The sequence below is a fragment of the Endomicrobium proavitum genome, assembly GCF_001027545.1.
Taxonomy (GTDB): domain Bacteria; phylum Elusimicrobiota; class Endomicrobiia; order Endomicrobiales; family Endomicrobiaceae; genus Endomicrobium; species Endomicrobium proavitum.
On the sequence record NZ_CP009498.1, the window covers coordinates 258,881 to 284,346 of the forward strand.

General features: G+C 39.8%; 23 protein-coding genes. 22 read left to right on the forward strand and 1 reads right to left on the reverse strand.

The genetic code is table 11. The features are described from left to right. Position 1: 1 nt before the first annotated feature. From Epro_RS01045 to holA, 18 genes are all read left to right on the forward strand, one after another. A complete protein-coding gene (locus tag Epro_RS01045; protein WP_052569775.1) occupies positions 2-280 on the forward strand; it encodes a tetratricopeptide repeat protein in 279 nt (92 codons plus the stop codon). Further along, positions 273-1,292 carry a phenylalanine--tRNA ligase subunit alpha gene (gene pheS / locus Epro_RS01050; RefSeq protein ID WP_052569777.1) on the forward strand — a complete coding sequence of 340 codons (1,020 nt, stop codon included), beginning with the start codon at positions 273-275 and terminating at the stop codon, positions 1,290-1,292. Before Epro_RS01045 ends, pheS begins: the two co-directional genes overlap by 8 nt. Positions 1,293-1,325: 33 nt before the next feature. Then, positions 1,326-3,689 (forward strand): phenylalanine--tRNA ligase subunit beta, encoded by a 2,364-nt coding sequence (gene pheT, locus Epro_RS01055; RefSeq protein ID WP_052569779.1) that lies wholly within the window; start codon positions 1,326-1,328, stop codon positions 3,687-3,689. A gap of 90 nt (positions 3,690-3,779) precedes the next feature. Further along, on the forward strand, positions 3,780-5,309 hold the full coding sequence (locus Epro_RS01060) for a serine hydrolase (protein WP_158408976.1): 1,530 nt from the start codon (positions 3,780-3,782) through the stop codon (positions 5,307-5,309). Further along, positions 5,306-6,799, forward strand: a complete 1,494-nt coding sequence (locus tag Epro_RS01065; protein ID WP_052569782.1) for an FAD-binding oxidoreductase — start codon at positions 5,306-5,308, stop codon at positions 6,797-6,799. Before Epro_RS01060 ends, Epro_RS01065 begins: the two co-directional genes overlap by 4 nt. 76 nt (positions 6,800-6,875) lie before the next feature. Then, positions 6,876-7,103 (forward strand): hypothetical protein, encoded by a 228-nt coding sequence (locus tag Epro_RS01070; RefSeq protein ID WP_052569783.1) that lies wholly within the window; start codon positions 6,876-6,878, stop codon positions 7,101-7,103. A 1-nt stretch (position 7,104) separates the two neighbouring features. Next, complete coding sequence (locus tag Epro_RS01075) at positions 7,105-7,395, forward strand: cell division protein ZapA (RefSeq protein ID WP_052569785.1); 291 nt, start codon at positions 7,105-7,107, stop codon at positions 7,393-7,395. 265 nt (positions 7,396-7,660) lie between these two features. Continuing rightward, a complete protein-coding gene (locus tag Epro_RS01080) occupies positions 7,661-8,980 on the forward strand; it encodes a replication-associated recombination protein A (protein ID WP_052569787.1) in 1,320 nt (439 codons plus the stop codon). Next, on the forward strand, positions 8,937-9,539 hold the full coding sequence (locus Epro_RS01085) for a 5-formyltetrahydrofolate cyclo-ligase (protein ID WP_052569789.1): 603 nt from the start codon (positions 8,937-8,939) through the stop codon (positions 9,537-9,539). Before Epro_RS01080 ends, Epro_RS01085 begins: the two co-directional genes overlap by 44 nt. A gap of 19 nt (positions 9,540-9,558) precedes the next feature. Then, complete coding sequence (gene rny, locus Epro_RS01090) at positions 9,559-11,115, forward strand: ribonuclease Y (RefSeq protein WP_052569791.1); 1,557 nt, start codon at positions 9,559-9,561, stop codon at positions 11,113-11,115. A 99-nt stretch (positions 11,116-11,214) separates the two neighbouring features. Further along, positions 11,215-12,456 carry an exodeoxyribonuclease VII large subunit gene (gene xseA, locus Epro_RS01095; RefSeq protein WP_082121452.1) on the forward strand — a complete coding sequence of 414 codons (1,242 nt, stop codon included), beginning with the start codon at positions 11,215-11,217 and terminating at the stop codon, positions 12,454-12,456. Next, on the forward strand, positions 12,449-12,661 hold the full coding sequence (xseB, locus tag Epro_RS01100; RefSeq protein ID WP_052569793.1) for an exodeoxyribonuclease VII small subunit: 213 nt from the start codon (positions 12,449-12,451) through the stop codon (positions 12,659-12,661). The genes xseA and xseB overlap by 8 nt, the downstream gene beginning before the upstream one ends. Continuing rightward, a complete protein-coding gene (locus Epro_RS01105) occupies positions 12,654-13,541 on the forward strand; it encodes a polyprenyl synthetase family protein (RefSeq protein ID WP_052569795.1) in 888 nt (295 codons plus the stop codon). Before xseB ends, Epro_RS01105 begins: the two co-directional genes overlap by 8 nt. Continuing rightward, positions 13,535-15,394: a 1-deoxy-D-xylulose-5-phosphate synthase gene (gene dxs, locus Epro_RS01110; protein WP_052569796.1), complete on the forward strand. Its 1,860-nt coding sequence runs from the start codon at positions 13,535-13,537 to the stop codon at positions 15,392-15,394. Before Epro_RS01105 ends, dxs begins: the two co-directional genes overlap by 7 nt. Next, a complete protein-coding gene (locus Epro_RS01115; RefSeq protein ID WP_202812879.1) occupies positions 15,372-16,115 on the forward strand; it encodes a TlyA family RNA methyltransferase in 744 nt (247 codons plus the stop codon). Before dxs ends, Epro_RS01115 begins: the two co-directional genes overlap by 23 nt. 12 nt (positions 16,116-16,127) lie before the next feature. Then, the gene (leuS, locus tag Epro_RS01120) at positions 16,128-18,599 is read left to right on the forward strand and encodes a leucine--tRNA ligase (RefSeq protein WP_052571547.1); all 2,472 of its coding nucleotides are present in this window, start codon (positions 16,128-16,130) and stop codon (positions 18,597-18,599) included. Between the two features lie 50 nt (positions 18,600-18,649). After that, a complete protein-coding gene (lptE, locus tag Epro_RS01125) occupies positions 18,650-19,219 on the forward strand; it encodes an LPS assembly lipoprotein LptE (RefSeq protein WP_052569799.1) in 570 nt (189 codons plus the stop codon). A gap of 93 nt (positions 19,220-19,312) precedes the next feature. After that, positions 19,313-20,326 (forward strand): DNA polymerase III subunit delta, encoded by a 1,014-nt coding sequence (gene holA, locus Epro_RS01130; protein WP_052569800.1) that lies wholly within the window; start codon positions 19,313-19,315, stop codon positions 20,324-20,326. Between the two features lie 51 nt (positions 20,327-20,377). On the opposite strand, the gene rpsT is transcribed toward holA, so the two are convergent. Then, positions 20,378-20,665, reverse strand: coding sequence for a 30S ribosomal protein S20 (gene rpsT / locus Epro_RS01135; protein WP_052569801.1), 288 nt, complete (start codon positions 20,663-20,665; stop codon positions 20,378-20,380). Between the two features lie 601 nt (positions 20,666-21,266). Here rpsT and Epro_RS01140 point away from each other — a divergent pair. The 4 genes from Epro_RS01140 to Epro_RS01155 all read left to right on the forward strand — a co-directional run bounded on the left by Epro_RS01140 (position 21,267) and on the right by Epro_RS01155 (position 25,406). Beyond that, complete coding sequence (locus tag Epro_RS01140; RefSeq protein ID WP_052569802.1) at positions 21,267-22,946, forward strand: ammonium transporter; 1,680 nt, start codon at positions 21,267-21,269, stop codon at positions 22,944-22,946. Between the two features lie 53 nt (positions 22,947-22,999). After that, the gene (locus Epro_RS01145; RefSeq protein WP_052569804.1) at positions 23,000-23,497 is read left to right on the forward strand and encodes a hypothetical protein; all 498 of its coding nucleotides are present in this window, start codon (positions 23,000-23,002) and stop codon (positions 23,495-23,497) included. A 259-nt stretch (positions 23,498-23,756) separates the two neighbouring features. Continuing rightward, entirely contained in the window at positions 23,757-24,995 is a 1,239-nt protein-coding gene (locus tag Epro_RS01150) for an ammonium transporter (protein ID WP_193352841.1), read from the forward strand. A gap of 66 nt (positions 24,996-25,061) precedes the next feature. Further along, the gene (locus Epro_RS01155; RefSeq protein ID WP_052569807.1) at positions 25,062-25,406 is read left to right on the forward strand and encodes a P-II family nitrogen regulator; all 345 of its coding nucleotides are present in this window, start codon (positions 25,062-25,064) and stop codon (positions 25,404-25,406) included. The last annotated feature ends 60 nt before the right edge of the window (positions 25,407-25,466 follow it).

A 25,466-nucleotide genomic window follows, 5' to 3' on the forward strand; every position in this document is an offset into this window, starting at 1 on the left:
AATGGGCAGTAAAAATATAGAAAACGAAACAGCGTATCTTGAGTTAGGTAAATTTTATTTTATGAACGATAAGCAGGACGAAGCCGTTTTGGAATTTAAAAAAGTTTTGGAATTAAATCCGGAAAATGCAGAAGCGTATTACAACCTTGGGCTTATAAACGAAAGCGCCAACAAAATTACCGAAGCTAAAAACTTTTACGCGAAAGCCTTGCAGTTTCGCGCAGATTATAAAAGCGCAAGAGAAAGATTAAATAAACTCATAGGACTTGAAGATGAATAATGTGGAACAAATTACCGCCGAGGCTCTTGAAAAAATAAATAATGCCGACGCTGCCGCCATTGAAACTTTAAAAACGGAATATATCGGAAAAAGCGGAGTTTTAACGCAGATTTTAAAATCTCTTGCGAATTATTCCGTGGAAGAGAAAAAGAAAATAGGCGCCCAGGCTAATAAGGCTAAAAGCGTTATAGAAGAAGCTCTTGAAAAAAGACAGTTGTTGTTAAAAAAAGCTGCTCTTGACGAAAAACTAAAAAAAGAAAAAGTTGATTATTCTCAGGCGTTTTATTTTCCTTTTGCAAAAGGAACTCTGCACCCCGTGCTTGAAACAATTGAAAATATCAGCGATGTTTTTAAGTCGCTTGGTTTTGCGGTTGCGGAAGGTCCGGAAATAGAAAACGACTGGTATAATTTTGAAGCGTTAAATATTCCCGCAGATCATCCTGCAAGAGATACTCAGGACACGTTTTATCTTGACGGAATTAAAAATTTGCTTAGAACTCACACTTCTCCCGGGCAAATTCACGCCATGGAAAAACAAAAACCGCCTATTAAAGTTATAGTTCCGGGAAGAGTTTATCGCAATGAGGCTTCCGACGCTTCGCATTCTTCAACGTTTCATCAAATAGAAGGTCTTGCCGTAGGAGAAAATATAACTTTTGCGGATTTAAAAAATACGCTTGCAAAATTTGTTCACAAATTTTTCGGAAAAGATTTAGATATACGTTTCAGACCGTCGCATTTTCAGTTTACGGAACCTTCCGCCGAGGTAGATATGCAGTGTTTTTTCTGCAAAGGCAAAGGATGCAGAGTTTGTAAAAATTCAGGCTGGATTGAAACTTTGGGGTGCGGAATGGTTCATCCTAACGTTTTAAAAGCCGTTAACTACGACCCGGAAAAATATACCGGCTATGCTTTCGGCATAGGCGTTGAAAGAATTACAATGCTTAAATACGGCATAGACGATATTCGTTTATTTTATGAAAACGATTTAAGATTTTTAAAACAATTTTAAACGACAGGCAACGGATAAAAGGTAAAAATTAAAATGAAACTTTCTTATAATTGGCTTAAAAAATTTGTTGATTTTAGTTTGTCGCCGCAAGAGCTTTCCAAAGTTCTTACTTCAATAGGCATTGAAACTTCCGTGGTTTCGCACGGCGCAAATTGGACGAGCGTTATAACCGCCAAAGTTTTAAGCAAAGAAAAACATCCCAATGCGGATAAACTTTCTCTTTGCTTGCTTACCGACGGAAAAAATAATTATTCGGTAGTCTGCGGAGCTAAAAACGTAGATGCGGGGCAAATAGTTCCTCTTGCAAAAATCGGCGCTGTTTTGCCGGGAGATTTTGAGATAAAAAAATCAAAAATAAGAGGCGTTGAGTCGGAAGGCATGATATGTTCCGAAAAAGAACTGGGGCTTAAAGACAGTTCCGAAGGCATTTTAGTTTTAGACGAAAAAACGGAAACAGGCGTCCCTCTTGAAAACGTTTTAGGAGATATAGATTCTGTTCTTGAAATAGAAATAACCACAAACAGAGGAGATTGTTTAAGCCATCTCGGAGTTGCAAGAGAAATAGGCGCAAAACTAAAAAAACAGGTTGTGCTGCCCGTAATTAAAACTCCAAACTCCGCGCAGGCAAATAACGTAACCGTAGAATCGCCGTTGTGCTCGCGCTATATCGGCTGTCTTATTAAGGGCGTAAAAGCGGCTCCGTCGCCGAAATGGCTTGCGGATTCTCTTGAGAAGTGCGGCATAAGACCTATAAATAATATTGTAGATATCACAAATTACGTAATGCTTGAAACAGGACAGCCGCTGCACGCTTTTGATATTACCAAACTCTCGTCTGAAAAAGTTATAGTCCGCGCCGCCGCTAAAGATGAAAAAATAACAGCCCTTGACGGTAAAGAATATAAACTTGATGCGGATATGCTTGTTATTGCAGACGAACAAAAGCCCGTTGCAATAGCCGGAGTTATGGGCGGAGAATATTCAGGCATAGACGACAAAACCGAAACAGTGTTTTTGGAAAGCGCAATATTTGCTCCGTCTTCAATAAGAAAAACTTCAAAAAAATTAAATCTTTCAAGCGATTCTTCATACAGATACGAAAGAGGCGTTTCTTGGGATATTTCCCAGTATGCGTCGTGGAGAGCCGTAAATTTAATACTTGAACTTGCAGGAGGACGTCTTGAGTCAAGAGGAGACGTTCGTAAAGTTGAGTATGAAAAAACAAATATAATTCTTAGAATAGACAGAGTGTCAAAGCTTTTGGGATATAACGTAGATGAAAAAGAGATAACCGAAATTTTAAGATATTTAGGCATAGATTTAGAGCCTAAAGGCGAAGTAATACTTTGCACGGTTCCGTCGTGGCGCAACGATATAAAAGAAGAAGTTGATTTAATTGAAGAAGTCGCCCGCATACACGGTTATGAAAATATTCCGGCGGTTAAAGAGCAGGACGATGCCGTATTTGTAAAAAATAATTCATTTTTTCCTGAAATCGTCGCCGCGTTTAGATCAAAACTTTCCGGACTTGGTTTTAGCGAAGCGTTAAACTACAGCTTTTCTGAAATTAAAGAGCTTGAGCTTTTTGATTTGAAATACTCATATAAAATAGCAAACCCTATATCAAAAGAGAATGAAGTTTTAAGGCCGTCTTTGCTGCCTTCTCTTTATAAAAATCTTTCGTTTAACGCCGGACAGGGCGCAAGCAGAGTGGCGCTGTTTGAATACGGCAAAATTTTTACCGCTAAAGGCGAGAGAAAAACTTTTGGCGCTGTAATGTATGGCAGCGTATGGCAGGAATGGTGGAAGTGGTCTGAAAATAAAATAAATCCGTCCTTTGATTTTTATTTTGGCGGCGGAATAGTTAAAAATATTTTGCCGTCCGAAGATTTTATTATATCGGAAAATTTAAATCCCGAGGGTTATTATCACCCGGGTAAAACGGCTGCCGTTATTTACAGGGGAAAACCTGTGGCGCAGTTTGGCATTTTAAAACCTTCCGTAAGCGCAGATTTAAAAGGCGAAGTTTTTTATTTTGAGTTTGATATTGAATCTGTGGCTGGCGTTTATGAAAGTTCCGCTTCGCTCTATAAACATTTTACAAAATTTCCGTCGGTAAAAAGAGATATATCCGTTACCGCGGATAAATCTTTGCAGTTTGCAAAAATAGAAAAAACTATTAAAAGCATTATGAAAGCCGGAAATATTTTGAAAGATTACTCGCTGTTTTCGGTTTACGAAGATGCCGCCAAACTCGGAGAAGGCAAAATAAGCTATTCTTTCAGACTGTCTTATAAAAATGACGAAAAAACTCTTACCGATAAAGAAGTAAATGACGATATGAATAAACTACTTGAAAAATTAGACGGCGAGCTGTCGGTTAAATTAAGACAATAATTAAGTGAGCTTGTAACTAAAAGCCAAAATAACGACAGATCCTGAACTTATTTCATGACCTGTCGTTTTATTTTAGACTTACCCAAAAATATGAAAAAACTTTTAATTTTATCATTATCAATATTTTTCTTTTTATCTCCGCTGTATGCCAACCAAGCCGCTGCGCTGCAAGAAAATACCGCTGAAACAATTATTGCCGAATTTGACGCTTATGCGCAAAGACTTCAAAAAGAGTGGAACATTCCCGGTATGGCTGTTTGCGTTGTTATAGACGGAAAAATTACGTATAAAAAAAGTTTCGGCGTAAAAAAAGTTGACACGTCTGACACGGTGGACGAAGAGACTGTATTTCAAATAGGTTCATGCACTAAAGCTTTCAGCGCGGCGTTGGTTGCAAAACTTGCGGACGAAGGGTATTTGAAATGGGACGACCCCGTAATAAAGTATCTTCCCGATTTTGCTCTTTACGACGACAGTACAACCGTAAATATTACCGTTGAAGATTTATTATCGCAAAATTCCGGACTTCCGTCGTATTCTCAGCACTTTATGATGCTGTTCGGGTATGATAAAGATTATATACTTCATTCAATGAGATATATAAAACCCGTCGGAGGTTTTAGGGAGAAATACGGTTATCAAAATAATATGTTTTTGCTTTTAGGCGAAGTTGTAGAAAGCGCTACGGGCAGAACGTGGGCTGAAAACGTAAAAAAATATATTTTAAAGCCGTTAAAGATGAAAAAAACTTCTACGGACTATAAAAGTTTTCTGAAAAATAAAAACAGAAGTTTCGGACATTATTACGCCGGCGGAAAATTGCAATATATGCCGGAAGATTCTTCTTACGGTCAATGGCCGTATTTGTTTGCTGCCGCCGGAGCCGTAAATACAAATATTAACGATATTTCAAAATGGCTTTTATTTATTACAAACGAAGCGTCTGCAGGCAAAAAGAAAATAATTTCCGACGAAAATTTTAATAAATTATTTGAACCTAAAGTTTACGTAAATAAAAATTCTTTTGATACAAGCAAAAAGAATTATTATTGTATGGGCTGGCGATACAGCGAATATTATCCGCAGTCCTATTATTGGCACGGCGGCGCTACCGACGGGCAGGGCGCTTATGTGTCTTTTCTGGAAAACAGAAAAGTTGCAATAGCGGTTCTTATGAATTTGCCTAACGGCAGAATGGCTGACGCTTTAACGAAGAAACTTTATGATTTGTATCTTGGAAATCAAAAAACAAATTGGAGCGCTTTGCAAATGAAAGAAGCCGCAAGATCTGCAAAAGATAAAAATTTAAAAACCAAACCGGCAAAACCGTCGGCGCATTTGGAACTTGAGAAATATGCCGGAAATTATCATAATATTTTATACGGCGACGCGGAAATAAAACTTGAAGACGGCAAGTTGAAATTTTCCGCCGGAGCAAAGCAAACGTGGATAACGTTAAAACATTTTAACGCGCACTCTTTTGACGGAACGGGCGTTCCCGGATGGAGTTTTAAACGCCCTATGTTTGTTTTCTTTGTAAGTAAAAAATCCGATGTGGAAGGTTTTATAGTAGAAAATATGACCGACGGCATAGAAGGCGTTTTTAAAAAAGTAAAATGATAATAAAAAAAGATAAAGATTTAATACAAAATTATTTTGAAGATAACTCCGGCGTTACGGGAGCGCACGCTTCTTTTGCGGCTATAGCTGAAAATGAAAACGATGTGCCGCGGTTTTTAAAAGAAATGTTTGAGTCAAAAACTCCGGTTACGGTAGCGGGAGCGCTTACCGGCAACACCGCTTCAGGGCTTGCTTTCGGCGGCGCTGTGTTATCTCTTGAAAAATTAAATAAAATTGGCGACATAATAAAAATTGATTCTGCGACGGCAAAAATTTTTGCACAGGCAGGGGCAAGACTTTCGGATATAAAAGCTAAAGCGGCGCTGTCCGGCTGGATGTATCCTCCCGACCCTACTGAAAAAAACGCCACTATCGGAGGCAATGTTTCAACTAACGCTTCCGGCGGAAGAGGTTTTAAGTTTGGCGTTACGCGCGATTATGTGTTAGCTTTAACAATAATTTTTACCGACGGTTCAAAAGCTTTTGTGGAACGCGGAAAATACTTTGCAGACGCAAACGGCGAAATAGTTTTTGAAACGGACTTGGGAAAAAAACGCATAACGCTTCCCAAATACAAACTTCCCAAAATAAAAAATGCGGCGGGTTATTATAATTATCCGAAAGCCGATTTGATAGACGTTTTTATAGGTTCCGACGGCACTCTCGGCGTTATAACCGAAGTTGCGTTAAAGCTTATTCCTAAATTTAAAGAAGTTTTCGGCGGAATAGTTTTTTTTGACACTCGCGATGGGGCGTATAATTTTGTCAACGCCGTAAAATCCGTTTCAAAAAAATCAGCAGCGAAAAATTTGAAAGACGAAATAAATGCCATGTCTTTAGAGTATTTTGATAAAAATGCTTTAGCCGTTATAAAAAACGATTATCCCGTAATACCTGACAATGCTGCCGCGGGAATTATGTTTGAACAAGACGTATATGAAAATAATTTTGATGTTCTAATGGGAAAGTGGGTTGATTTTTTAGAATCTATCGGCGTGGACGCGGCTAATGTATGGTTTGCGTCAAACGAAGCCGAGCAGGAAAATTTCAGAATATTCAGGCATAAAATTCCGGAGCGCGTAAACGAACGCGTTAGAAAAAATAAAATCCCGAAAGTAGGAACAGATTTTGCGGTTCCCGAAGGGAAGCTTGCGGATATGGTGAATTTTTGCGAAAAAGAGTTTGAAAAAGCGGGTCTGTTTAATTTAACTTTCGGACATATCGGCGAAAATCATCTTCATGCAAACATTATAGCTTCAAACAAGCTTGAGTATGAACAAACAAGAGAAATGTATGCCCGTATAGCCCAAAAAGCGGTTGAACTGGGCGGAACGGTTTCCGCCGAACACGGCATAGGCAAGCTTAAGCACATATTTTTAGAAAAAATGCTCGGCGAAGAAGGCTTTCAAGAGATGGCAAAATTCAAGAAAAGTCTTGATAAAGCCGCAATTCTCGGGCAAGACAATATCTTCCCTAAAAAATACCTCTAAAATCGTTAATTTTTCATAGCATTTTTAATTTTTTAATTTTATTGACATTTTCGGTCATAAAATTATAAAATATGTTATGGATAATTTTGACGTTTTGTCTGCAAAAATCAAAAAAACAGCTGAAAAACTGAAAAGATTAAATAATGAAAATTTGCGTCTTAAAGCTGAAAACGAATTCTTGAGAAAAGAGAGCGAACTTAACAGACAAAAGTCCGGCGAATACGCCGTTCTTAAAGATAATGCAAAAGAAGCTGTTGTAAAAATAGAAAGAATTTTAAAGAAAATTGACACCGTGAAGGAATAGTATGGCAAACGCTTACGGCAAAGTATTTGGCTGGGATGTGCCGATAAATATAGACGATATGGATGAACTTAGCCTTGCCGGCGTGGTAAGTTTTGTAAATGAGCAATGGCAGGAAACCAAAGAAGAAAATAAGCAAGTGGTGGACACTCAAAAAATAGCGGCGTTGACGGCTATAAAAATAGCCAAAGAGCTGCTTAAACTTAAAGGTTTGCAAACGAATATTTCAGATAATTATGAGAGAAAAATTAAAGAACTCATTAAACAGTTAGACGAAGCCGAAATTTCCGGCTGAAATATTTCTATGTTTTTCCTGCAGTGTTGGTCACGGTTTTAAGCGTACTTATTCCTACAAGTCCATTTCAGAGAACAGCAGGCGAGCATCTGCTCGTGGGCGTATGCCACTGTATCTCACTTAAAAAAAGGGCTATAAGTCGCTTGAGGTCAACGGCACTGCGGGTTTTTTTTATTTTTAATAACTGCGTTGTAGGGACAAAGTCCCGAAAATGAGTAAATGGTTTGATTATAACACGCAGCGTATAAGCATTCGGTAATAAAACATGAAACAAACAAATTTTCTTGAAAATGCCGCAAGTCAGAAAAATAAACCTTTAGCGGCAAGAATGGCTCCTAAAAGTTTTGAAGATTTTATGGGGCAGGATAATATTGTGGGCGCAGGTAAACTTTTGCGCCGTTCCATAGAAGCGGATAATATCAGTTCCGTAATTTTCTTCGGACCTCCCGGAACCGGCAAAAGCGCTCTTGCAAGAATAATTGCCTCTAAAACAAAAGCTTATTTTGAAGAAGCAAATGCCGTTACAATAGGTATAGCGGACATTAGAAAAATTATAGACCAAGCAAAAGCGCGCGCGGAAATGTCGGGCAAAAAAACAATACTTATGCTTGACGAAATACATCATTTCAACCGCTCGCAGCAAGACGCTTTGCTTCCGGACGTGGAAAGAGGAACTATTACGTTAATAGGCATTACCACCGAAAATCCTTTTTTCTACATTAACGCGGCAATTATTTCAAGAAGCACGGTTTTTGAATTTACGTATTTGCCTAAAGACGCTCTTTTAAAAATTTTAGTTTCCGCTTTAACCGATAAAGAAAACGGTTTGGGAAATTATAAAGTAGAAATGTCCGACGAAGCTAAAGAACATTTAATTTCTAACTCCGGCGGAGACGCGAGAAAACTTCTCAATGCTTTGGAAATAGGCGTTCTCTCAACGAAAGTTAACGAGAAAGGCGTAAGGGTTTTTGACATAAGCGTAGCTCAAGAATCTATGCAGAAAAGAGCGGTTCTTTACGACCGTTCCGGAGACGCGCATTACGATCACATTTCTGCTTTTATTAAATCTATGAGAGGAACAGATCCCGACGCGGCGGTTTATTGGATGACCAAAATGCTTGCCGCCGGCGAAGATCCGCGTTTTATAGCAAGGCGCATAGTTATTTGCGCGTCGGAAGACGTAGGCATGGCAGACCCCAGAGCGCTTATGTTTGCGGTTTCGGCTTTACGCGCCGTGGAATTTGTAGGAATGCCGGAAGCCAGAATTATTTTGGCGCAGGCCGCAATATATGTTGCAAGCGCTCCGAAATCTAACGCTTCGTATCTTGCGGTTGAAAGCGCGTTTGCCGAAGTAAAAAGCGGGAAAACACGCAGCGTTCCAAATCACTTAAAAGATGCAAATCTTGACGGCGATAAACTCGGGCACGGCAAAGGTTATAAGTATCCGCACGATTTTGAAGGGCATTGGGTAGATCAAATTTATTGGACTGATCCCGTGGAGCTTTACAAACCTACAAATGAAGGTTATGAGGGGAAAATTCGTGAACGACTTGCTGGAATCGGAAAAAAGAAAAGTAAGATATGAGTTTTTAACTTTGCGCAACAGGCTTGACGCTTTAAATATATCGTCATACAGCGGCATGATTTTTGCGAAAATTTGCGAGCTGCCTGTTTATCAAAAAGCTAAAACCGTTATGTTTTATTTGTCTTACGGATCGGAAGTTTTAACCGACCCTATGATAACGTCGTCTATCGGGTCCGGCAAAAGCGTTGTTGTTCCGGCTATAGCAAGTCCCGGGGACGCTCAAATGACGGCGGTTAAATTATCAAATATTGAAGCCGCAAACCAGTTTGTTTATGGCGTCCGACAGCCGGAAATAGATGAAGAAAACGTAGTCGCCAAAGAAGACATTGACGTTGTTTTTGTGCCGGCGATAGTTTTTGACGTAAACGGTTACAGAACAGGTTACGGAAAAGGTTATTATGACAGATGGCTTAAAGGCGTTCCCGTTGAAAAAACCGTAGGGATAGCTTTTGATTTTCAGGTTGCAGATAAAGTTCCGTTCGGTGAGTTTGATTTGCCGGTAGGGACCATAGTAACAGAGAAGAGAATTATTTACGCGAACAAAATCAAAAAAAATTAAACTGAGGAGAACTTAAGAGATGGAAAATTTTGTTGTGATTATTATAACCGCAATTGCCGCATTTTTGCTTGGCTTTGTGCTGCGCTTTGTATATGCAAAGCTTAATGCAAAATCAGCAGAACACGTGTCTGAAAGAATTATATCGGAAGCCAAAATGATGGCTGAAAGCAAATCAAAAGAGGCGCTTCTTGAAGCAAAAATTATTGTAGATAAAGAAAGAAAAGAGTTTGAAAACGAAATAAGAGAAAAGAAACAATCCGTGCAGATTCTTGAAAACAGAGTAAACCAGCGCGAAGAAAATTTGGACAGAAAGTTAGACGTTGTGGATAAAAAAGAGAGAGCGCTTTCAGAGAAAGAAAAAAGCGTGTCGGACAAAGAACAAAACTTAAAAGTTAAGTTTGACGAAGTAGAACAAATTAAAGAAGAACAGAAAAAAACTTTAGAGAGAATTTCCGCAATGACAAGGGAAGAAGCAAAGAAAACTCTCATAAGTTCTATGGAAGAAGAAGCAAAGCAAGACGCGGCAATTCTTGCTCAAAGAATAGAGCAGGAAACGCGCGAAACCGCCGATAAAAAATCTAAAGAGATACTTTCTATAGCTATACAAAAAGTTGCCGCAGACCATACGGCAGACATTACCACCTCAACAGTGGCTATTCCAAACGACGAAATTAAAGGAAGAATTATCGGAAGAGAAGGCAGAAACATAAGAGCGTTTGAACAGGCTACCGGAGTAGATTTAATAGTGGACGATACTCCCGAAGCCATAACTGTTTCGGCTTTTGACGGCGTGCGCAGGCAGATAGCAAAAATTGCGCTTGAAAAACTTATTGCCGACGGAAGAATTCATCCTGCAAGAATTGAAGAAGTCGTTGAAAAAGTAAAAAAAGAAATGGAAGAACATCTTAAGGAAATCGGCGAGCAGGCGGCAATAGATGCCGGCGTTCCCGGACTCAATTCCGAAATTATAAGACTTCTGGGAAAACTAAAATACAGAACTTCTTACGGGCAGAACCAGCTTCAGCATACGTTAGAAGTTACATGGCTTGCCGGCGCTATTGCAGGAGAGTTGGGGCTTGACGTAATGTTTTCAAAAAAAGCTGCGCTGCTGCACGATATAGGCAAAGCGGTAGATCATGAAGTTGAGGGAACTCATCACCAGATTTCCGCCGATATTGCAAAAAAGCACGGCGAATCTCCTAAAATGATAAACGCTATTTTGTCGCATCACGAAGGTTTTGAAACTCCGCAAAGCGCGGAAGCTTTTGTAATAGCTGCAGCCGATGCAATTTCCGCCGCAAGACCCGGCGCAAGAAGAGAGTCGGTTGAACTCTACTTGAAGAGACTTGAAAAACTTGAAAAAGTCGCAAAAGATTTTAAAGGCGTTTCAATGGCTTATGCAATTCAAGCCGGCAGAGAAGTTAGAATTTTGGTTGAACCCGAAAACGTTGATGACAAGCAGGCTCAAGTTTTAGCCCGCGACATAGCTAAAAAAGTTGAGCAGGAACTTGAATATCCGGGACAGATAAAGATTACCGTTATACGCGAAACTCGTGCTCAAGACATAGCGAAGTAGAAGGTAAGAAGTTTGGCAGTTTAGAAGTTTAGCGGAGGTATTATTTAGCTGCTAAACTTCAAAGCTTCCAATCTTCTAAACTTCTTAATTGGAGCATACATGTCCGAAGAGTTAGAATTAAATTTTAACTGCGCAAACGAAGAAGAGGGGCGTTTAATTTACACCGTTTCTCAAATTAGCGCCGAAATTAAACAGATTCTTGAGAATTCTTATCCCGGCGTTTGGCTGCGCGGCGAGATATCTAATTTTAAATTATATAATTCCGGACATATGTATTTTAATATTAAAGATGAAAATGCCCAGATAAAAGCGGTAATGTTTGCCGGCTCAAACGTTTCTTTAACTTTTGCTCCCGAAGACGGAATGCAGGTTTTGGTTTTTGGGCGGGTAAGTTCTTACCCTGTGCGCGGCGATTATCAAATTATTGTCAGCAATATGGAGCAAGCCGGACAGGGCGCTTTGTTTGAAGCTTATGAAAAGTTAAAAAAGAAACTTGAAGCCGAAGGTTTGTTTGACGAGGCGTCAAAAAAAGAAATTCCGCAAATTGTAAATAAAATAGGCGTTGTAACTTCCCAAGACGGCGCGGCGCTTTGCGATATTTTAAAAGTATTGGAAGATTTAAACGCATGCGCGCAGGTGCTTATTTATCCCGTAAGAGTTCAGGGGAAAGAAGCGGAAAAAGAGATTCCCGAAGCTATAGAGTATCTTAATAAAAATTATAAAGATTTAGATGTTTTACTCGTCGGTCGCGGTGGCGGTTCTATGGAAGATTTATGGGCTTTTAATACAGAACCTGTCGCAAGAGCAATTTTTGCTTCAAAAATCCCTGTGGTTTCCTGCGTAGGACACGAAATAGATTTTTCAATTGCGGATTTTGTCGCAGATAAAAGAGCTCCCACGCCTTCGGCTGCGGCTGAAATGGTTGTGCGTCAAAAAAGCGAATTAAAAAATAAGCTTGAAAATTTACGCGTCGCGCTTAGTTCAAATATAGAGTTGGTTTTTAACGATAATAGAGCAAGGCTTGAAACGCTTGCGGCTTCAAGAGCTTTTACAAAACCTCATCTCATTTACGAAGATAAAATAGCATACGTTGACGAGCTTGACGGACAATTGCGGCATTCTTTTAAACATTTGCTTAACTTAAAAGAAACAATCCTGAAAAACGTTTCGCACAAGCTTGATATTGTTTCGCCGCTTTCGGTATTAAAAAGAGGTTTTGCAATCTGTAAAAATGAAAAAGGCGAGATAATAAAAAGCAGCGTTCAAACCTCTGTCGGCGAAGTTGTAAATATAAAACTTTTTCAGGGCAGCATAAGCGCCGAGGTAAAAAACAATGACTAAAAAACCCGCATCTTTTGAAAAATCTTTGGAAAGACTTGAGGAAATTGTTTCGCAAATGGAAAACGCCGATCCGGATTTAGATAAAGCGCTGGCATTGTTTTCCGAAGGCGTTGAACTTGTTAAATTGTGCAGCGCAAAACTTAACGATACAAAAAAGAAAATAGAAATTTTAATTGACGGAAAAAAAGAGAATTTTAATGATTAACTTAAAAGATTATCTTTCAAAGCAGGCGGCGTTTGTTAATTCTTCCTTAAAAAAATATCTTCCAAAAGACAATTCAATTATTTCGCAAGCAATGCGCTACAGCGTTTTAGCGGGCGGAAAAAGATTGCGCCCTATTTTTGTTATTTTATCCGCAGAACTTTTCGGAGCGAAAGCTTCAAAAATTATTCCGGCTGCATGCGCGCTTGAATACCTTCATACGTATTCTTTAGTTCACGACGATTTGCCGGCTATGGATAATGACGATTTGCGCCGCGGAATGCCCACAAATCATAAAAAGTTCGGCGAGGCGGCCGCAATATTGTGCGGCGACGCGCTGCTTACGGAATCTTTTAACTTGCTTACAAAAGCAGACGCTAAAGAAAAAAATATAAATGAAGCAATACGCATTCTTGCGGATCTTTCAGGTTTTAAAGGAATGATTGCCGGGCAGGCGGCGGATACTTTGGAAGCAGGCAGATGGAGCAAAAAAAATAAAGCTCTTTTAAAAAAGAAATTGAGATTTATACAGCTTAATAAAACCGCCGCTCTTCTGACCGCAAGTTTAAAAGTAGGCGCAGTTTTAGCCGGCGCGGATAAAAAAAGCGTTAAAGCTTTGGAAAATTACGGAAGAAATATAGGTTATGCTTTTCAAATTGCAGACGATATTTTAGACGTGTATGCCGACAAGAAATTGCTCGGCAAAAAAGGAAGCGACCGCGATAACGATAAACTTACAGAACTTTCTTTATACGGAAAAGAAGCCGCCGTAAAACACTCGGAAAGTTATGTGAAAAGCGCAAAAAATGCAGTTAAAATATTTGGTAAAAAAGCGGATATTTTAATTGAGCTTGCGGACTATATGACTAAAAGGGCATATTAGTGAAAATACTTGATAAAGTAAATTCTCCGGAAGATTTAAAAAAATTAACAAAAGACGAGCTTCCTGCCCTTGCAAAGGAAGTCAGGGAAGAAATAATATCCTCCGTTTCCAAAACGGGCGGACATTTGGCGTCAAGCCTTGGCGCCGTAGATTTAACAATAGCTCTTCATTACGCATATAACGCTCCCAAAGATAAAATAATTTGGGATGTCGGTCATCAGGCGTATGCTCATAAAATACTTACCGGACGCAAAGATAAATTTAAAACGTTGAGAACTCACGGCGGTTTAAGCGGTTTTCCGAAACGTTCGGAGTCGCCCTATGACGCTTTTGGCGCGGGACATTCTTCCACGTCTATATCGGCGGCTTTGGGTTTTGCGGTTGCCAGAGATTTACAAAAAGAAAAGTTTGAAGTAGTTTCGGTTATCGGCGACGGTTCAATGACCGGCGGTCTTGCTTTTGAAGGGCTTCAAAATGCGGGACACTTAAAAAAAGACATGCTTGTTATTTTAAACGATAATCAGATGTTTATATCCCAAAAAGTAGGCGCTGTCGCCGGATATTTCGCAAAACTTTTAACGGGCGGAAAATTTAAAAAAGTAGAAGAAAAAGTTATGAAAACCGTAAGCAGATTTCACAGCTTCGGTTCGCCTTTCGGAAAACTCATTAAAAGAGTTAAGGTTATGCTTTTTCCGGGAATGCTTTTTGAAGAAATGGGTTTTACTTATATTGGTCCGGTGCAGGGGCACAATATAGATAATATAATTACAATTCTTACAAATATTAAAACCATGAAAGGTCCTGTGCTTTTGCACGTTATCACAAAAAAAGGCAAAGGCTATGAGCCTGCGGAAGAAAATCCCGAGAAGTTTCACGGCGTCGGCAAGTTTGACGCGGCTACAGGTAAAACGGTTAAAAGTAACGGAGTAACTTATACAAAAGTTTTTTCCGACGCGCTTGTTAAACTTGCGGCTTACGATAATAAAATTGTCGCCGTAACGGCGGCAATGCCGGAAGGAACCGGACTTGATAAATTCGCAAAGAGTTTTCCCAAAAGATATTTTGACGTGGGAATAGCCGAAGAACACGCCGTAACTTTTGCCGCGGGCATGGCTGCCGACGGGTTAAAACCTGTTTGCGCAATATACTCTACTTTTATGCAGAGAGCTCTTGATAATATAATTCACGACGTGGCGCTGCAAAACCTTCCGGTAGTTTTTGCTTTAGACAGAGCGGGGCTTGTAGGGGAGGACGGCGGCACACATCACGGCGCTTTTGATTTTTCATATCTTAAATTTATTCCCAATCTTATAGTAATGGCTCCGTCGGATGAAGATGAGCTTTCGCGTATGCTTAAAACAGCGTTACAGTCAGGAAAGCCGTGCGCGTTAAGATATCCCAGAGGAGCGGGCGCTGGCGTTGAAGTAAATAACAACGCTACGGTTTTACGCATAGGCAAGGCGAAAGTTTTATCCGAAGGAAAAGACGTTTGTATTCTTGCAATAGGAAACCATGTTAGCACGGCGTTAGCGGCGTCAAAAATTTTAAAGGAAAAAAATATTGAAGCAGCCGTTATAAATATGAGATTTCTTAAACCGTTTGACGAAGAAGTAATTTTTTCAATGTTGGCAAAAACAAATAAATTTATAACTGTTGAAGAAAATGCGCTCTCGGGAGGTTTTGGCGAAAGCGTTAAGTCCGTTTTATCCGGCACCGGAGCCATTGTTAAATCAATAGGACTGCCTGATAAATTTATAGAGCACGGAAATATCCGAATTTTAAGAGAAAAATACGGTCTTACACCTGAAAATATAGCAGAGACCGCAGTAAATGCGATACATGGAAAAAAATAAAAAAAAACGTCTTGACGTAGCGGTTTTTGAAAAAGGGTTTGCCGAAACGCGCACTAAGGCGCAGGCGTTTATAATGGGCGGCAGCGTTTTTGTTAACAATGAAGTTCAATATAAGCCCGGAATTTTAGTTGGCGATGAAGATATAATTGAAGTAAAAAATACTAATCCTTACGTTTCGCGCGGCGGTATAAAACTTGAATCTGCGCTTAACGCTTTAAATATAGATGTGTCAGGGTTTACATGTCTTGACATAGGCGCATCAACGGGCGGTTTTACCGATTGCATGCTTCAAAAAGGCGCGTTGAAAGTTTATGCGGTTGACGTGGGCACCGCGCAGCTTCATTATAAGTTAAGAAACGATCCGCGCGTAGTAAATATTGAAAACGTCAATTTCAGGTATTTTGACACAGCGCTGCTTAAAGACGAAATAAGTTTTGCTACAATAGACGTGTCGTTTATATCGCTTGATAAAATTTTACCGTCGGCGTTTAAAGCCGTTAAAGAAAACGGTTTTGTTTTAGCTATGATAAAGCCGCAGTTTGAACTTGAACCGTCGGAAATAAAAAAAGGCGTTGTGCGCGATGAGAAATTGCGTCAAAAGGCGATAGATAAAATAAAAAACTTTGCAATAAACCTCGGTTTTAAAATAATTTCAGAAGCAGATTCGGGTTTAAAAGGTCCAAAAGGAAATTTAGAGCACTTTGTGCTTTTAAAGAAATAGTTGAGAGGAATTATGTCAGATTATAATCACGGCGAAGTTGAAAAAAAATGGCAGAAAAAATGGGCGGACGATAATATTTTTAGAGCTGTTGAGCGGGAAGGAAAAGAAAAATATTATTGCCTTGTTATGCTTCCTTATCCGTCGGGAAATTTGCATATGGGGCATGTCCGTAATTACGGCATAGGCGATGTTTTTGCGCGCTTTCACAAAATGAAAGGTAAAAACGTTATTCACCCTATAGGCTGGGACGCCTTTGGGCTTCCGGCGGAAAATGCCGCAATTAAAAATAAAATTCATCCGGCAAAATGGACAAAACAAAATATAGCGCGCATGAGAGAGCAGCTTAAAACTCTCGGCATTTCTTACGATTGGGACAGAGAAATTGCAACCTGCGACCCCGAGTATTACAAATGGAATCAATGGATTTTTATAAAGATGTGGGAAAAAGGTCTTGTCTTTAAGAAAAAAGCTAATGTAAACTGGTGCCCGTCTTGCAACACCGTGCTTGCCAACGAACAGGTTTCGGAAGGAAAATGCTGGAGATGTTCAAGCGTTACGGAGCGTAAAGATTTGGAACAATGGTTTATAAAAATTACGGATTATGCCGATGAACTTCTTGAAGGTCATAAAGAACTTTCAGGCTGGCCGGAGCAGGTTTTGTCTATGCAGAAAAATTGGATAGGCAAAAGTTACGGAGCGGAAGTTGACTTCAAAGTGCAAGCGGGAAGCAGTAAGGATGAAAGAACAAGCAAAGACACGAAAACTTTAAAGATTTTTACTACTCGTCCGGATACGCTTTTTGGAGCAACTTTTATGGTGGTGGCTCCTGAGCATGAAATTATTCACGAGCTTGAAAATAAAATTAAAAATATCGGCGAAGTTGCAAAATATATAGAAGCTACCGAGGCGAAATCTAACATAGAGCGTTCGCAAAGCAAAGAAAAAACGGGAGTTAAACTTGAAGGGGTAGAAGCCGTTAATCCTGTTACGGGAAAATTAATTCCTATTTTTACCGCGGATTATGTGCTTACCGGTTACGGCACGGGCGCAATTATGGCGGTTCCCGCGCACGATCAGAGAGACCACGATTTCGCAAAAAAACACAACATACCTATTGTTGAAGTTATAAAAGGCTCTGAACCTTTTGACGTGCAGGAAAAGGCTTACGAAGGCGAAGGCGTTCTTGTAAACTCGGGAGAGTTTAACGGAGTAAAATCTACGGACGCTTTTAAAATAGTTTCAGAGTGGGTTCAAAAACGGGGCTTTGGCAAAAAGACAATAAATTTTAAACTTAAAGATTGGCTTATTTCCCGTCAGAGATATTGGGGAACGCCTATACCTTTTATACATTGCCCCAAGTGTGCAACCGTTCCCGTAAATGAAAAAGATTTGCCTATAACTCTTCCCGAAGACGTGGAGTTTACTGGTTCCGGAGAATCTCCCCTTAAAACAAGCAAAAGTTTTTTAAACGTTAAATGCCCGAAATGCGGCGCAAACGCGCAGAGAGAAACGGATACCATGGACACGTTTGTGGATTCTTCATGGTATTTTGCAAGATACTGCGACGCTCATAACGACAGCGCTCCGTTTGACGGTAAAAAATTAAATTATTGGATGCCCGTAAATCAGTATATCGGCGGAATAGAACATGCCTGTATGCATTTGATATACTCAAGATTTTGGTATAAAGTTTTAAGAGATTTAGGCTTGGCAAGAGATAACGAACCTTTTACAAATCTTTTAACTCAAGGAATGGTAACTCTCGGCGGAAGCGCAATGTCCAAATCGCGCGGAAATATTGTAAGTCCCGACGAAATAGTTGAAAAATACGGCGCTGATACCGCAAGACTTTTTATATTGTTTGCCGCGCCTCCGCAAAAGCAGCTTGATTGGTCTTCCGACGGCGTTGAGGGCTGTTGGAGATTTATAAATAGAATATGGAGACTTCAGGACGTTGTAAATACAAAATCTACAAACGCCGCTGCGGATAAAGATAAAGCGGATTTGCTTAGAATTATGCATAAGACAATTAAAAAAGTTACCGGCGACATTGAAAAAGAGTTTCAGTTTAATACCGCCATATCGTCGGTTATGGAACTTGTCAACGCGCTCTATTCCTATAAGTTTCATTCAAACGACGGCGGCGTTTCCAAGGAAGTTTATAAAACAATTATTCTTTTAATGACTCCGTTTACTCCGCATTTATGCGAAGAAATTTGGTCGCAAATCGGCGGCAAAGGCTGTATTTCAGCCGCGCCGTGGCCTGTTTACGACGAGAAAATGATAAAGGAAGACAGCGTGGAGCTTCCCGTCCAAATAAACGGAAAGATAAAAGCAAAAATCACGGCAGCTGCCGACGCTTCGCAGGAAGACGTGGAAAAAATAATAAATTCCGACGAAAAAATATTGCAGCAGCTTAAAGACAAACAAGTTGTAAAATTTATTTACGTTAAAAATAAAATAGTTACAATAGTGGTAAAATAAACGTAAGCGCCGTTGCAAAATTGTTTGCAAAGACGCCAATAGAGGTTAAAATGAAAAAATTATTATTAATGTTTTTGTTTACGGTTTTACTTTCTTCATGCGCCGCGCAGTATGATCCGGCTCCGCAGATTTTGCCGGACTACATAAAAAATATTTACATAAGACCAATTCTTAACAATACAAACCAGTTTGGTCTTGAAGCTAAATTTATGAACGCGGTGGTAGATGAATTTTTAAGCGACGGCAGGCTTTCTCTTGTAAATACTGAAAGCGAAGCAAACGGCGCCTTGTCCGTTACTATAAAAAAATATATTTTACAGCCGCTTACTTACGACGTAAACATGGTTGCCGAACAGTATAAACTTTGGATTATCGTCAGCGTTTCGTTTATAGATATTGAAAATAACGTAACGCTTTGGACGGAGCCTAATATGGAAGCAATTCAGATATACAGAGATATAACAAGAAGCAGCCAAAACAGCTATGGCTTGGGCGAAGGCATGAGCGAAGAAGAAGCAAGAGCAATTATCTGGGAAAAACTTTCCAGAGACATAGTTAAAAGAACAATTAAAGGTTTCGGCTCGGTAACAAGCGTTTCGGAACGCAAAGTTCCCAGTTAACGGCAAAGTGAAAAGCGGAATAATAAATTATAAGCCGTAGTCGTTCATTTCACTTTTCACTTTTCACTTTCCACTTTTTAATTCGGTATATATATGGCATTTATAAAATTTCAGGATTTTAACAGCGATAAATTAAATACTCCTCATGCGGCGTATCTTTTTGCCGGAGAAGAGTCTTTTCTTATAGACTTAAGTCTGAAAAAAATTGAAAAAATTATAGATGCGGGAGATTTAAACAGGGAAATTTTTTACGGCGGAGAGTTGTCCGCAGATGATGTTGTAAACGCGCTTCAAACTCTTCCTTTTTTAGGCGAAAAAAGGCTTATCATAATTAAAGAAGCTCATAAAATAAAAGCCGCAGACGCCGAAGTTATAACGGAGTATATTGATAATCCGTCTGACACGTCGTGCCTTGTTTTTTTATACGCTGCAAATTATAAAAAAGAAGGCGTGGCAAAACGAAAAGAGCTTGTTTCTAAATACTCTTCTTCAAAATTGTGCGTTGCCGTAGATTGCAGAAAACAGTATGAAAACGAGACGAGAGATTTTATTAAAACAGGTTTTGCCGACAGAGGTAAAAACGTTTCTTACGACGTTGTCTCAAGAATGATAGAAGAAAACGGCACGGATTTATTGAATATTTCAAATGAAATAGAAAAACTGTCTCTGTTTGCCGGCGGTAAAAAATCTATTACATTGGAAGATGTTGAGTATATAAGCGGTCATACAAAAGAAGCCAATGTGTATTCTCTCGCGGCTGAAATAGAAGCTAAAAATTTAAAGAAAGCGTTATTTGTTTTAGAAAAACTTTTGGTTGACGGGGAAGAACCCGTGGTAATTCTTTCTACAATCGTTTCTTGCGTGCGAAGACTGCTTGAAGCAAAAAGTATGATTGAAGAAAGAGGCGCAAGCTCTTCTGAAATTTCTTCGGCTTTAAGAATGCATCCTTACTTTGCAAAAACGTTTGTTTCTAATTTGCATAAGCACGATTTTAAAAGATTAAAAGATTCAATGAAAACTGTTTTGAAGGCGGACGCCGCCATTAAAACCGGCGCTTCGGACGCAGCTTCGGCGCTTGAAAAAGCTTTAATATTAATTTGCAGATAAACAAAAAGCCGGCTTCTTAAAAAGAAGCCGGCTTTTTTATTTTTTATATGTTTATTTTGTTTTTGAAAGAGAAGCTACTTTCTTTGAAAGTCTTGCTTTCTGGTTTGCGGCGGCTTTGTAATGGATTACGTTTTTCTTTGCGGCTCTGTCCCACTGTGAAAATGCGGTTTTAAGAGCGTCTTGCGCTGCTTTTAAATCGTTGGCTTTTACTGCAGCTTCAACTTTTTTCAACGCTGTTTTTATTTTGCTTTTTACGGCAACGTTTCTATCTGTTCTGGTTTTTGATTTTCTCGCTTCTTTAAGAGCGGATGTGTGTCTTCCTGTTTTAAGTTTTGCCATTAATAATTCCTCCGGAATATGTGAAACAAATTATATAAATTATTCATGGATTATACATTATTATAAGCTGTAAAGTCAATGTTGTAAAGCAGAGGGTGAGAAGTTGAGAACGGCAGGGGGTGAGAAGATAAGAGGGTAAGAAGATAAGCAACGTCTTTTTGAGTCTTTACTTACCATCTTATCCTCTTATCTTCTCACACTCTGCCTCCCGTGTCCTTAATTCCACTTTTCACTTTTAAAGATGTAATGAATACGTCTAATATTTAGCAACCGTGGATTGCCGATTACGGATTTCGGCAATGACGCATAAGTGTGTCACTTTTCACTTTGTCGTTTGCTGTTATTTGGTTTCTCGTCGTAAAAAAAAGACTTGACAAAGTAAAAATTGTTTTATATACTTTTGCCATATTAATAATAAACTGGCAAAGGCGCCAAAGAGAATTACTTTCTTTGGCGCCTTTTTGTTTTGGTAAGTTCATTGAAAACTTAATATTTTAAAACACAAAAAGGCAACGGCGCCAAAGATACGAAATATCTTTGTGCGCTTTTTTTATTTATAAAATTTCATAAGCGGTTGATAAATACAAAAGGAGGCATCAATATGGAACCAGCAACATTTTCTTCAGTGGACACATTGTGGGTATTGTTTGGAGCGGCTTTAGTATTTTTTATGCAGCCGGGTTTTGCAATGCTTGAAGCGGGTCTTACAAGAGCAAAAAACGCGGGAAACATAGTTTTGAAAAATCTTATGGATTTTGCGTTCGGTTCTTTGTGTTACTGGGCTATAGGTTTTGGAATAATGTTCGGAGCGGGAACGGCGTTTGTTGGCGTGCTTGATTTTTTTGTCCATGGAAATTACGCGCAGACATTTCCTACGCCGGCGTTTTTAATTTTTCAAACAGTTTTTTGCGCTACTGCCGCAACAATAGTTTCAGGCGCAATGGCTGAAAGAACTAAGTTCACCTCTTATGTTATTTACAGTATAGTAATAAGCGCAATAGTGTATCCGATTTCCGGTCACTGGATATGGGGCGGCGGATTTTTGGCAGAAATGGGATTCCACGATTTTGCCGGTTCTACAACAGTTCATATGGTCGGCGGAGTAGCCGCTTTTATCGGAGCTGCTTTGCTTGGCTCTCGTATAGGTAAGTATTCTAAAAAAGGCGAATCTCAGGCAATTCCCGGACACAGTATTACTCTTGCGGCTTTGGGCGTATTTATATTGTGGTTCGGCTGGTTTGGATTTAACGGCGCGTCAACGGTTTCCATGACCGGTGAATCTATAGTTTCTGCGGCAAGCATATTTGTTACCACAAATCTTGCGGCTGCCGCCGCTGCGGCTGCAACGCTTTTGTTAACGTGGGTGCGCTATAAAAAGCCTGATGTTTCTATGACGCTAAACGGAGTTCTTGCGGGGCTTGTCGCAATTACCGCAGGCTGCGACGCCGTTTCTCCGGAAGGAGCGGTTTTAATCGGGCTTATTGCCGGCGTTGTCGTTGTGTTTGCGGTTGAATTTATAGACAAGGTTTTGAAAGTTGACGACCCTGTAGGCGCTGTTGCCGTGCACGGAGTTTGCGGAGCGTTGGGAACGGTTTTAACCGGAATTTTTGCTCTTGACGGCGGACTTCTTTACGGCGGCGGATTGAAAATGCTGAGTGTTCAAGCTTTCGGCGTAATAGTTGTTGCGGCATGGATTTCCGTAACAATGTTTATTACTTTTTTTCTCTTGAAAAAAACTATAGGCTTGAGAGTTGATAAAGAAGAAGAAGTCGCGGGTCTTGATATAACCGAGCATGGAATGATAGGTTATGCGGATTTTATGCCTTCAATATTTGCGTCGGCTCTTGAAGACGAAGCCGGCAAAGATAAGCTTACTCCCGTTCCGCCGGTGCCTCATAGCGCGTTGCACAGCGGCATAAAATTGACAAAAGTTGTGGTTGTAATAAATCAAAATAAATTTGAACAGCTTAAATCTGCGTTGGATAATTTGGGCATTACGGGCATTACCGTTACTCAGGTTTTAGGCCGCGGAATGCAGAGAGGTCATCAGGAGTATTACAGAGGATCTCTTGTTGAAACCGCTTTGCTTCCTAAAGTAAAAGTTGAAATAGTTGTTGCAAAAATTCCCGTGGACGCGCTTGTTAACACAATTAAGCAGGCGCTGCATACGGGAAATATAGGCGATGGAAAAATATTTGTTTACGACGTGGAAAATGTAATAAAAGTTCGCACAAGCGAAGAAGGATATGACGCCTTGCAAGACGAGCAAGACGTTAAATAAATAAAAAAATGAGGCGGTCTTAAACGGCCGCCTCAAAAACAAGGGGGAGTAAAATGAAGAAAGTATTATTGTCTTTGGCATTGTTGGCGGCAGTTGCCGTAAACGGATTTGCGTATGATTGGTATGCAGGCGGAGCGTTTAATGTTGCTACGTTAAACGGAGATTCCGCCGTAATCGTATCGCCTGAAGTAGGTTATATTTTTTCGGACAAAATTGACGGAGGTTTAGGTTTTTCTCTTGATTACGTAAACGAAGCGGCAGGCTCGGTAACGTCGTATTCATTTATTCCGTTTGTAAGATACAAAGCTTATACGTCGGGAGCTTTTGCTCTTTACGCAAGACTTGACGCAACAATTTATGCGGGAGATGTCAAACCTGCGGATGCCGTAATTGCGGTTTCTCCCGTTGTAGAATATGCGCTCTCGGACAGATTTACTCTTTGGACGGTTCTCGGCGCAGCAAGTTATGTATCCGGCGGAGCAAGCGATGGTTTGTTTGACATCGGACTTGATTTTAACAATTTAACTATCGGAGTTGCTTACAATTTCTAAAAGCAATATTGCTATGCAAACGCCGGATAATACAACAGTCCGGCGTTTGCAATTTTAAGAGTTTTAAAAAAAGGCTTGCATTATAAAAAAACATTTGTTACAATTCTAAGCGTAAAGAAGAAAACAATAAAATAACGTTGAAAATGAACAACGAGGTTCAGAAAGTTTGATAATTGTGAAATTATCAAGATTCTAATCTCGTTTTTTATTATAAAAAGAGCTTTTAAGCTCAAAAAAATAAAAGGAGGAAGTACAAATGATTAATGTGGGAGACACAGCATTTATTCTTATTTGTGCGGCGCTTGTTTTCATTATGACGCCGGGATTGGCTCTCTTTTACGGAGGGTTGGGCCGCAGAAAAAACATGGTAAACAACATGATGAACTCTGTGTTCATCTTGGGTCTTGGAATTTCATTGTATGCTTTGATAGGCTACAGTCTTTCTTTCGGAGACGGAGGCGGTCAGATAATAGGTTCTCTTAAAAATGTTGCGCTTAACGGTATAACCAAAGACAGCATTTTCGGCGAAAACTTGCCTACGTTTGCATTTGTTGCTTTCCAGATGATGTTTGCGCTTATTACTCCGGCTATTATTACAGGTTCCGTTGCCGGAAGAATGAAATTTAAAGCGTTATTTATATTCATCGGTTTATGGTCTGTTCTTGTATATTATCCGTTGGCGCATATGGTTTGGGGCGGCGGATTTATTGGCGAAACTTTGAAAGCTTTAGATTTTGCCGGCGGCGATGTTGTTCACATCAGCTCTGGTTTAACCGGTCTTATTCTTGCTATAATTTTAGGCAAAAGACAAGGTTATGCGCAGACCTCTTACAGAGTTCACAATGTTCCTTTAATAGTTTTGGGCATGGGACTTTTGTGGTTTGGATGGTTTGGCTTTAATGCGGGTTCGGCTTTAGCGGCAAACGGTTTGGCTGCTCACGCGTTTATGACAACTGCAGTTTCTGCGGCAATAGCTTTGGTTACATGGTTGGCTATAGATGTAATTAAGCAGGGAAAAGCAACTCTTATCGGCGCTTGCACCGGTGTTGTTGCGGGACTTGTAGGAATTACTCCGGCTGCCGGCTTTGTAAGTATTACCGGAGCATTTGTTATTGGTATAACTACAAGCATAGTGTGCTATTTCGGCATAACGCTTATTAAAAAAGTTCTTAAAATTGACGACGCTCTTGACGCTTTCGGATGCCATGGTATCGGCGGAATTTGGGGCGGATTGTTGACCGGATTTTTTGTTGTTCCCGAACTTAATCTTACGGAAGGACTCGGCGGATTGTTCTACGGCGGCGGCTGGACGCAATTTATTGCTCAGGCGGAAGGTATTTTGGTAACAATTGCAATAGTTATAGTAGGCACTTTGATTTGCGCAGGAATTACGCGAATATTTACTCCTTTAAGAGTTGATAAAAAAGAAGAGCTTCAAGGGCTTGACGTTTCCGAACACGGTGAAAACGCATATCCTTCTTTCTTCGGTTTGGATTAATTAACGGCAAGATGTAAAGCGAAAAATTCAAAGTGGAATTTTTTAAAATAATACGGGAGGAAAAAAATGATTAAGATTGAAGCAATAGTGCGTGAAGAAAAATTAGAAGATATTAAAGAAGCTTTAAATAAAATTCAAGTAAACGGAATCACGGTTTCTCAAGTAATGGGCTGCGGCAAGCAGAAAGGTTATACGGAACTTGTTCGCGGAACGGAAGTTGCAATAACCATGCTTCCCAAAGTAAAGTTTGAAATTTTAGTTTCTTCGCCGGCATGGGAAAAGAAAACAATTGACGCTATTCTCAAAGCGGCATACACGGGAAAACCCGGCGACGGAAAAATTTTCAGTTATGATTTAAGAAACGTCGTGAGAGTTCGCACAAAAGAAACGGGAACCGACGCTATCAATTAGTATTTGGCGTTCGTTGTAAAATAAAAAAGACAGTCGCGCATATTTTATGCGCGGCTGTCT

Bases quoted from the DNA above. Each gene is read 5' to 3' on its own strand.
- Epro_RS01080 (WP_052569787.1), top strand. From the start codon at position 7,661: ATGAAACAAACAAATTTTCTTGAAAATGCCGCAAGTCAGAAAAATAAA.
- Epro_RS01075 (WP_052569785.1), top strand. From the start codon at position 7,105: ATGGCAAACGCTTACGGCAAAGTATTTGGCTGGGATGTGCCGATAAAT.
- Epro_RS01155 (WP_052569807.1), top strand. From the start codon at position 25,062: ATGATTAAGATTGAAGCAATAGTGCGTGAAGAAAAATTAGAAGATATT.
- rpsT (WP_052569801.1), bottom strand. From the start codon at position 20,665: ATGGCAAAACTTAAAACAGGAAGACACACATCCGCTCTTAAAGAAGCG.
- Epro_RS01045 (WP_052569775.1), top strand. From the start codon at position 2: ATGGGCAGTAAAAATATAGAAAACGAAACAGCGTATCTTGAGTTAGGT.
- Epro_RS01070 (WP_052569783.1), top strand. From the start codon at position 6,876: ATGGATAATTTTGACGTTTTGTCTGCAAAAATCAAAAAAACAGCTGAA.
- Epro_RS01115 (WP_202812879.1), top strand. From the start codon at position 15,372: ATGCGATACATGGAAAAAAATAAAAAAAAACGTCTTGACGTAGCGGTT.
- Epro_RS01065 (WP_052569782.1), top strand. From the start codon at position 5,306: ATGATAATAAAAAAAGATAAAGATTTAATACAAAATTATTTTGAAGAT.
- rny (WP_052569791.1), top strand. From the start codon at position 9,559: ATGGAAAATTTTGTTGTGATTATTATAACCGCAATTGCCGCATTTTTG.
- Epro_RS01105 (WP_052569795.1), top strand. From the start codon at position 12,654: ATGATTAACTTAAAAGATTATCTTTCAAAGCAGGCGGCGTTTGTTAAT.
- lptE (WP_052569799.1), top strand. From the start codon at position 18,650: ATGAAAAAATTATTATTAATGTTTTTGTTTACGGTTTTACTTTCTTCA.
- leuS (WP_052571547.1), top strand. From the start codon at position 16,128: ATGTCAGATTATAATCACGGCGAAGTTGAAAAAAAATGGCAGAAAAAA.
- xseB (WP_052569793.1), top strand. From the start codon at position 12,449: ATGACTAAAAAACCCGCATCTTTTGAAAAATCTTTGGAAAGACTTGAG.
- pheS (WP_052569777.1), top strand. From the start codon at position 273: ATGAATAATGTGGAACAAATTACCGCCGAGGCTCTTGAAAAAATAAAT.
- xseA (WP_082121452.1), top strand. From the start codon at position 11,215: ATGTCCGAAGAGTTAGAATTAAATTTTAACTGCGCAAACGAAGAAGAG.
- holA (WP_052569800.1), top strand. From the start codon at position 19,313: ATGGCATTTATAAAATTTCAGGATTTTAACAGCGATAAATTAAATACT.
- pheT (WP_052569779.1), top strand. From the start codon at position 1,326: ATGAAACTTTCTTATAATTGGCTTAAAAAATTTGTTGATTTTAGTTTG.
- Epro_RS01060 (WP_158408976.1), top strand. From the start codon at position 3,780: ATGAAAAAACTTTTAATTTTATCATTATCAATATTTTTCTTTTTATCT.
- Epro_RS01145 (WP_052569804.1), top strand. From the start codon at position 23,000: ATGAAGAAAGTATTATTGTCTTTGGCATTGTTGGCGGCAGTTGCCGTA.
- Epro_RS01140 (WP_052569802.1), top strand. From the start codon at position 21,267: ATGGAACCAGCAACATTTTCTTCAGTGGACACATTGTGGGTATTGTTT.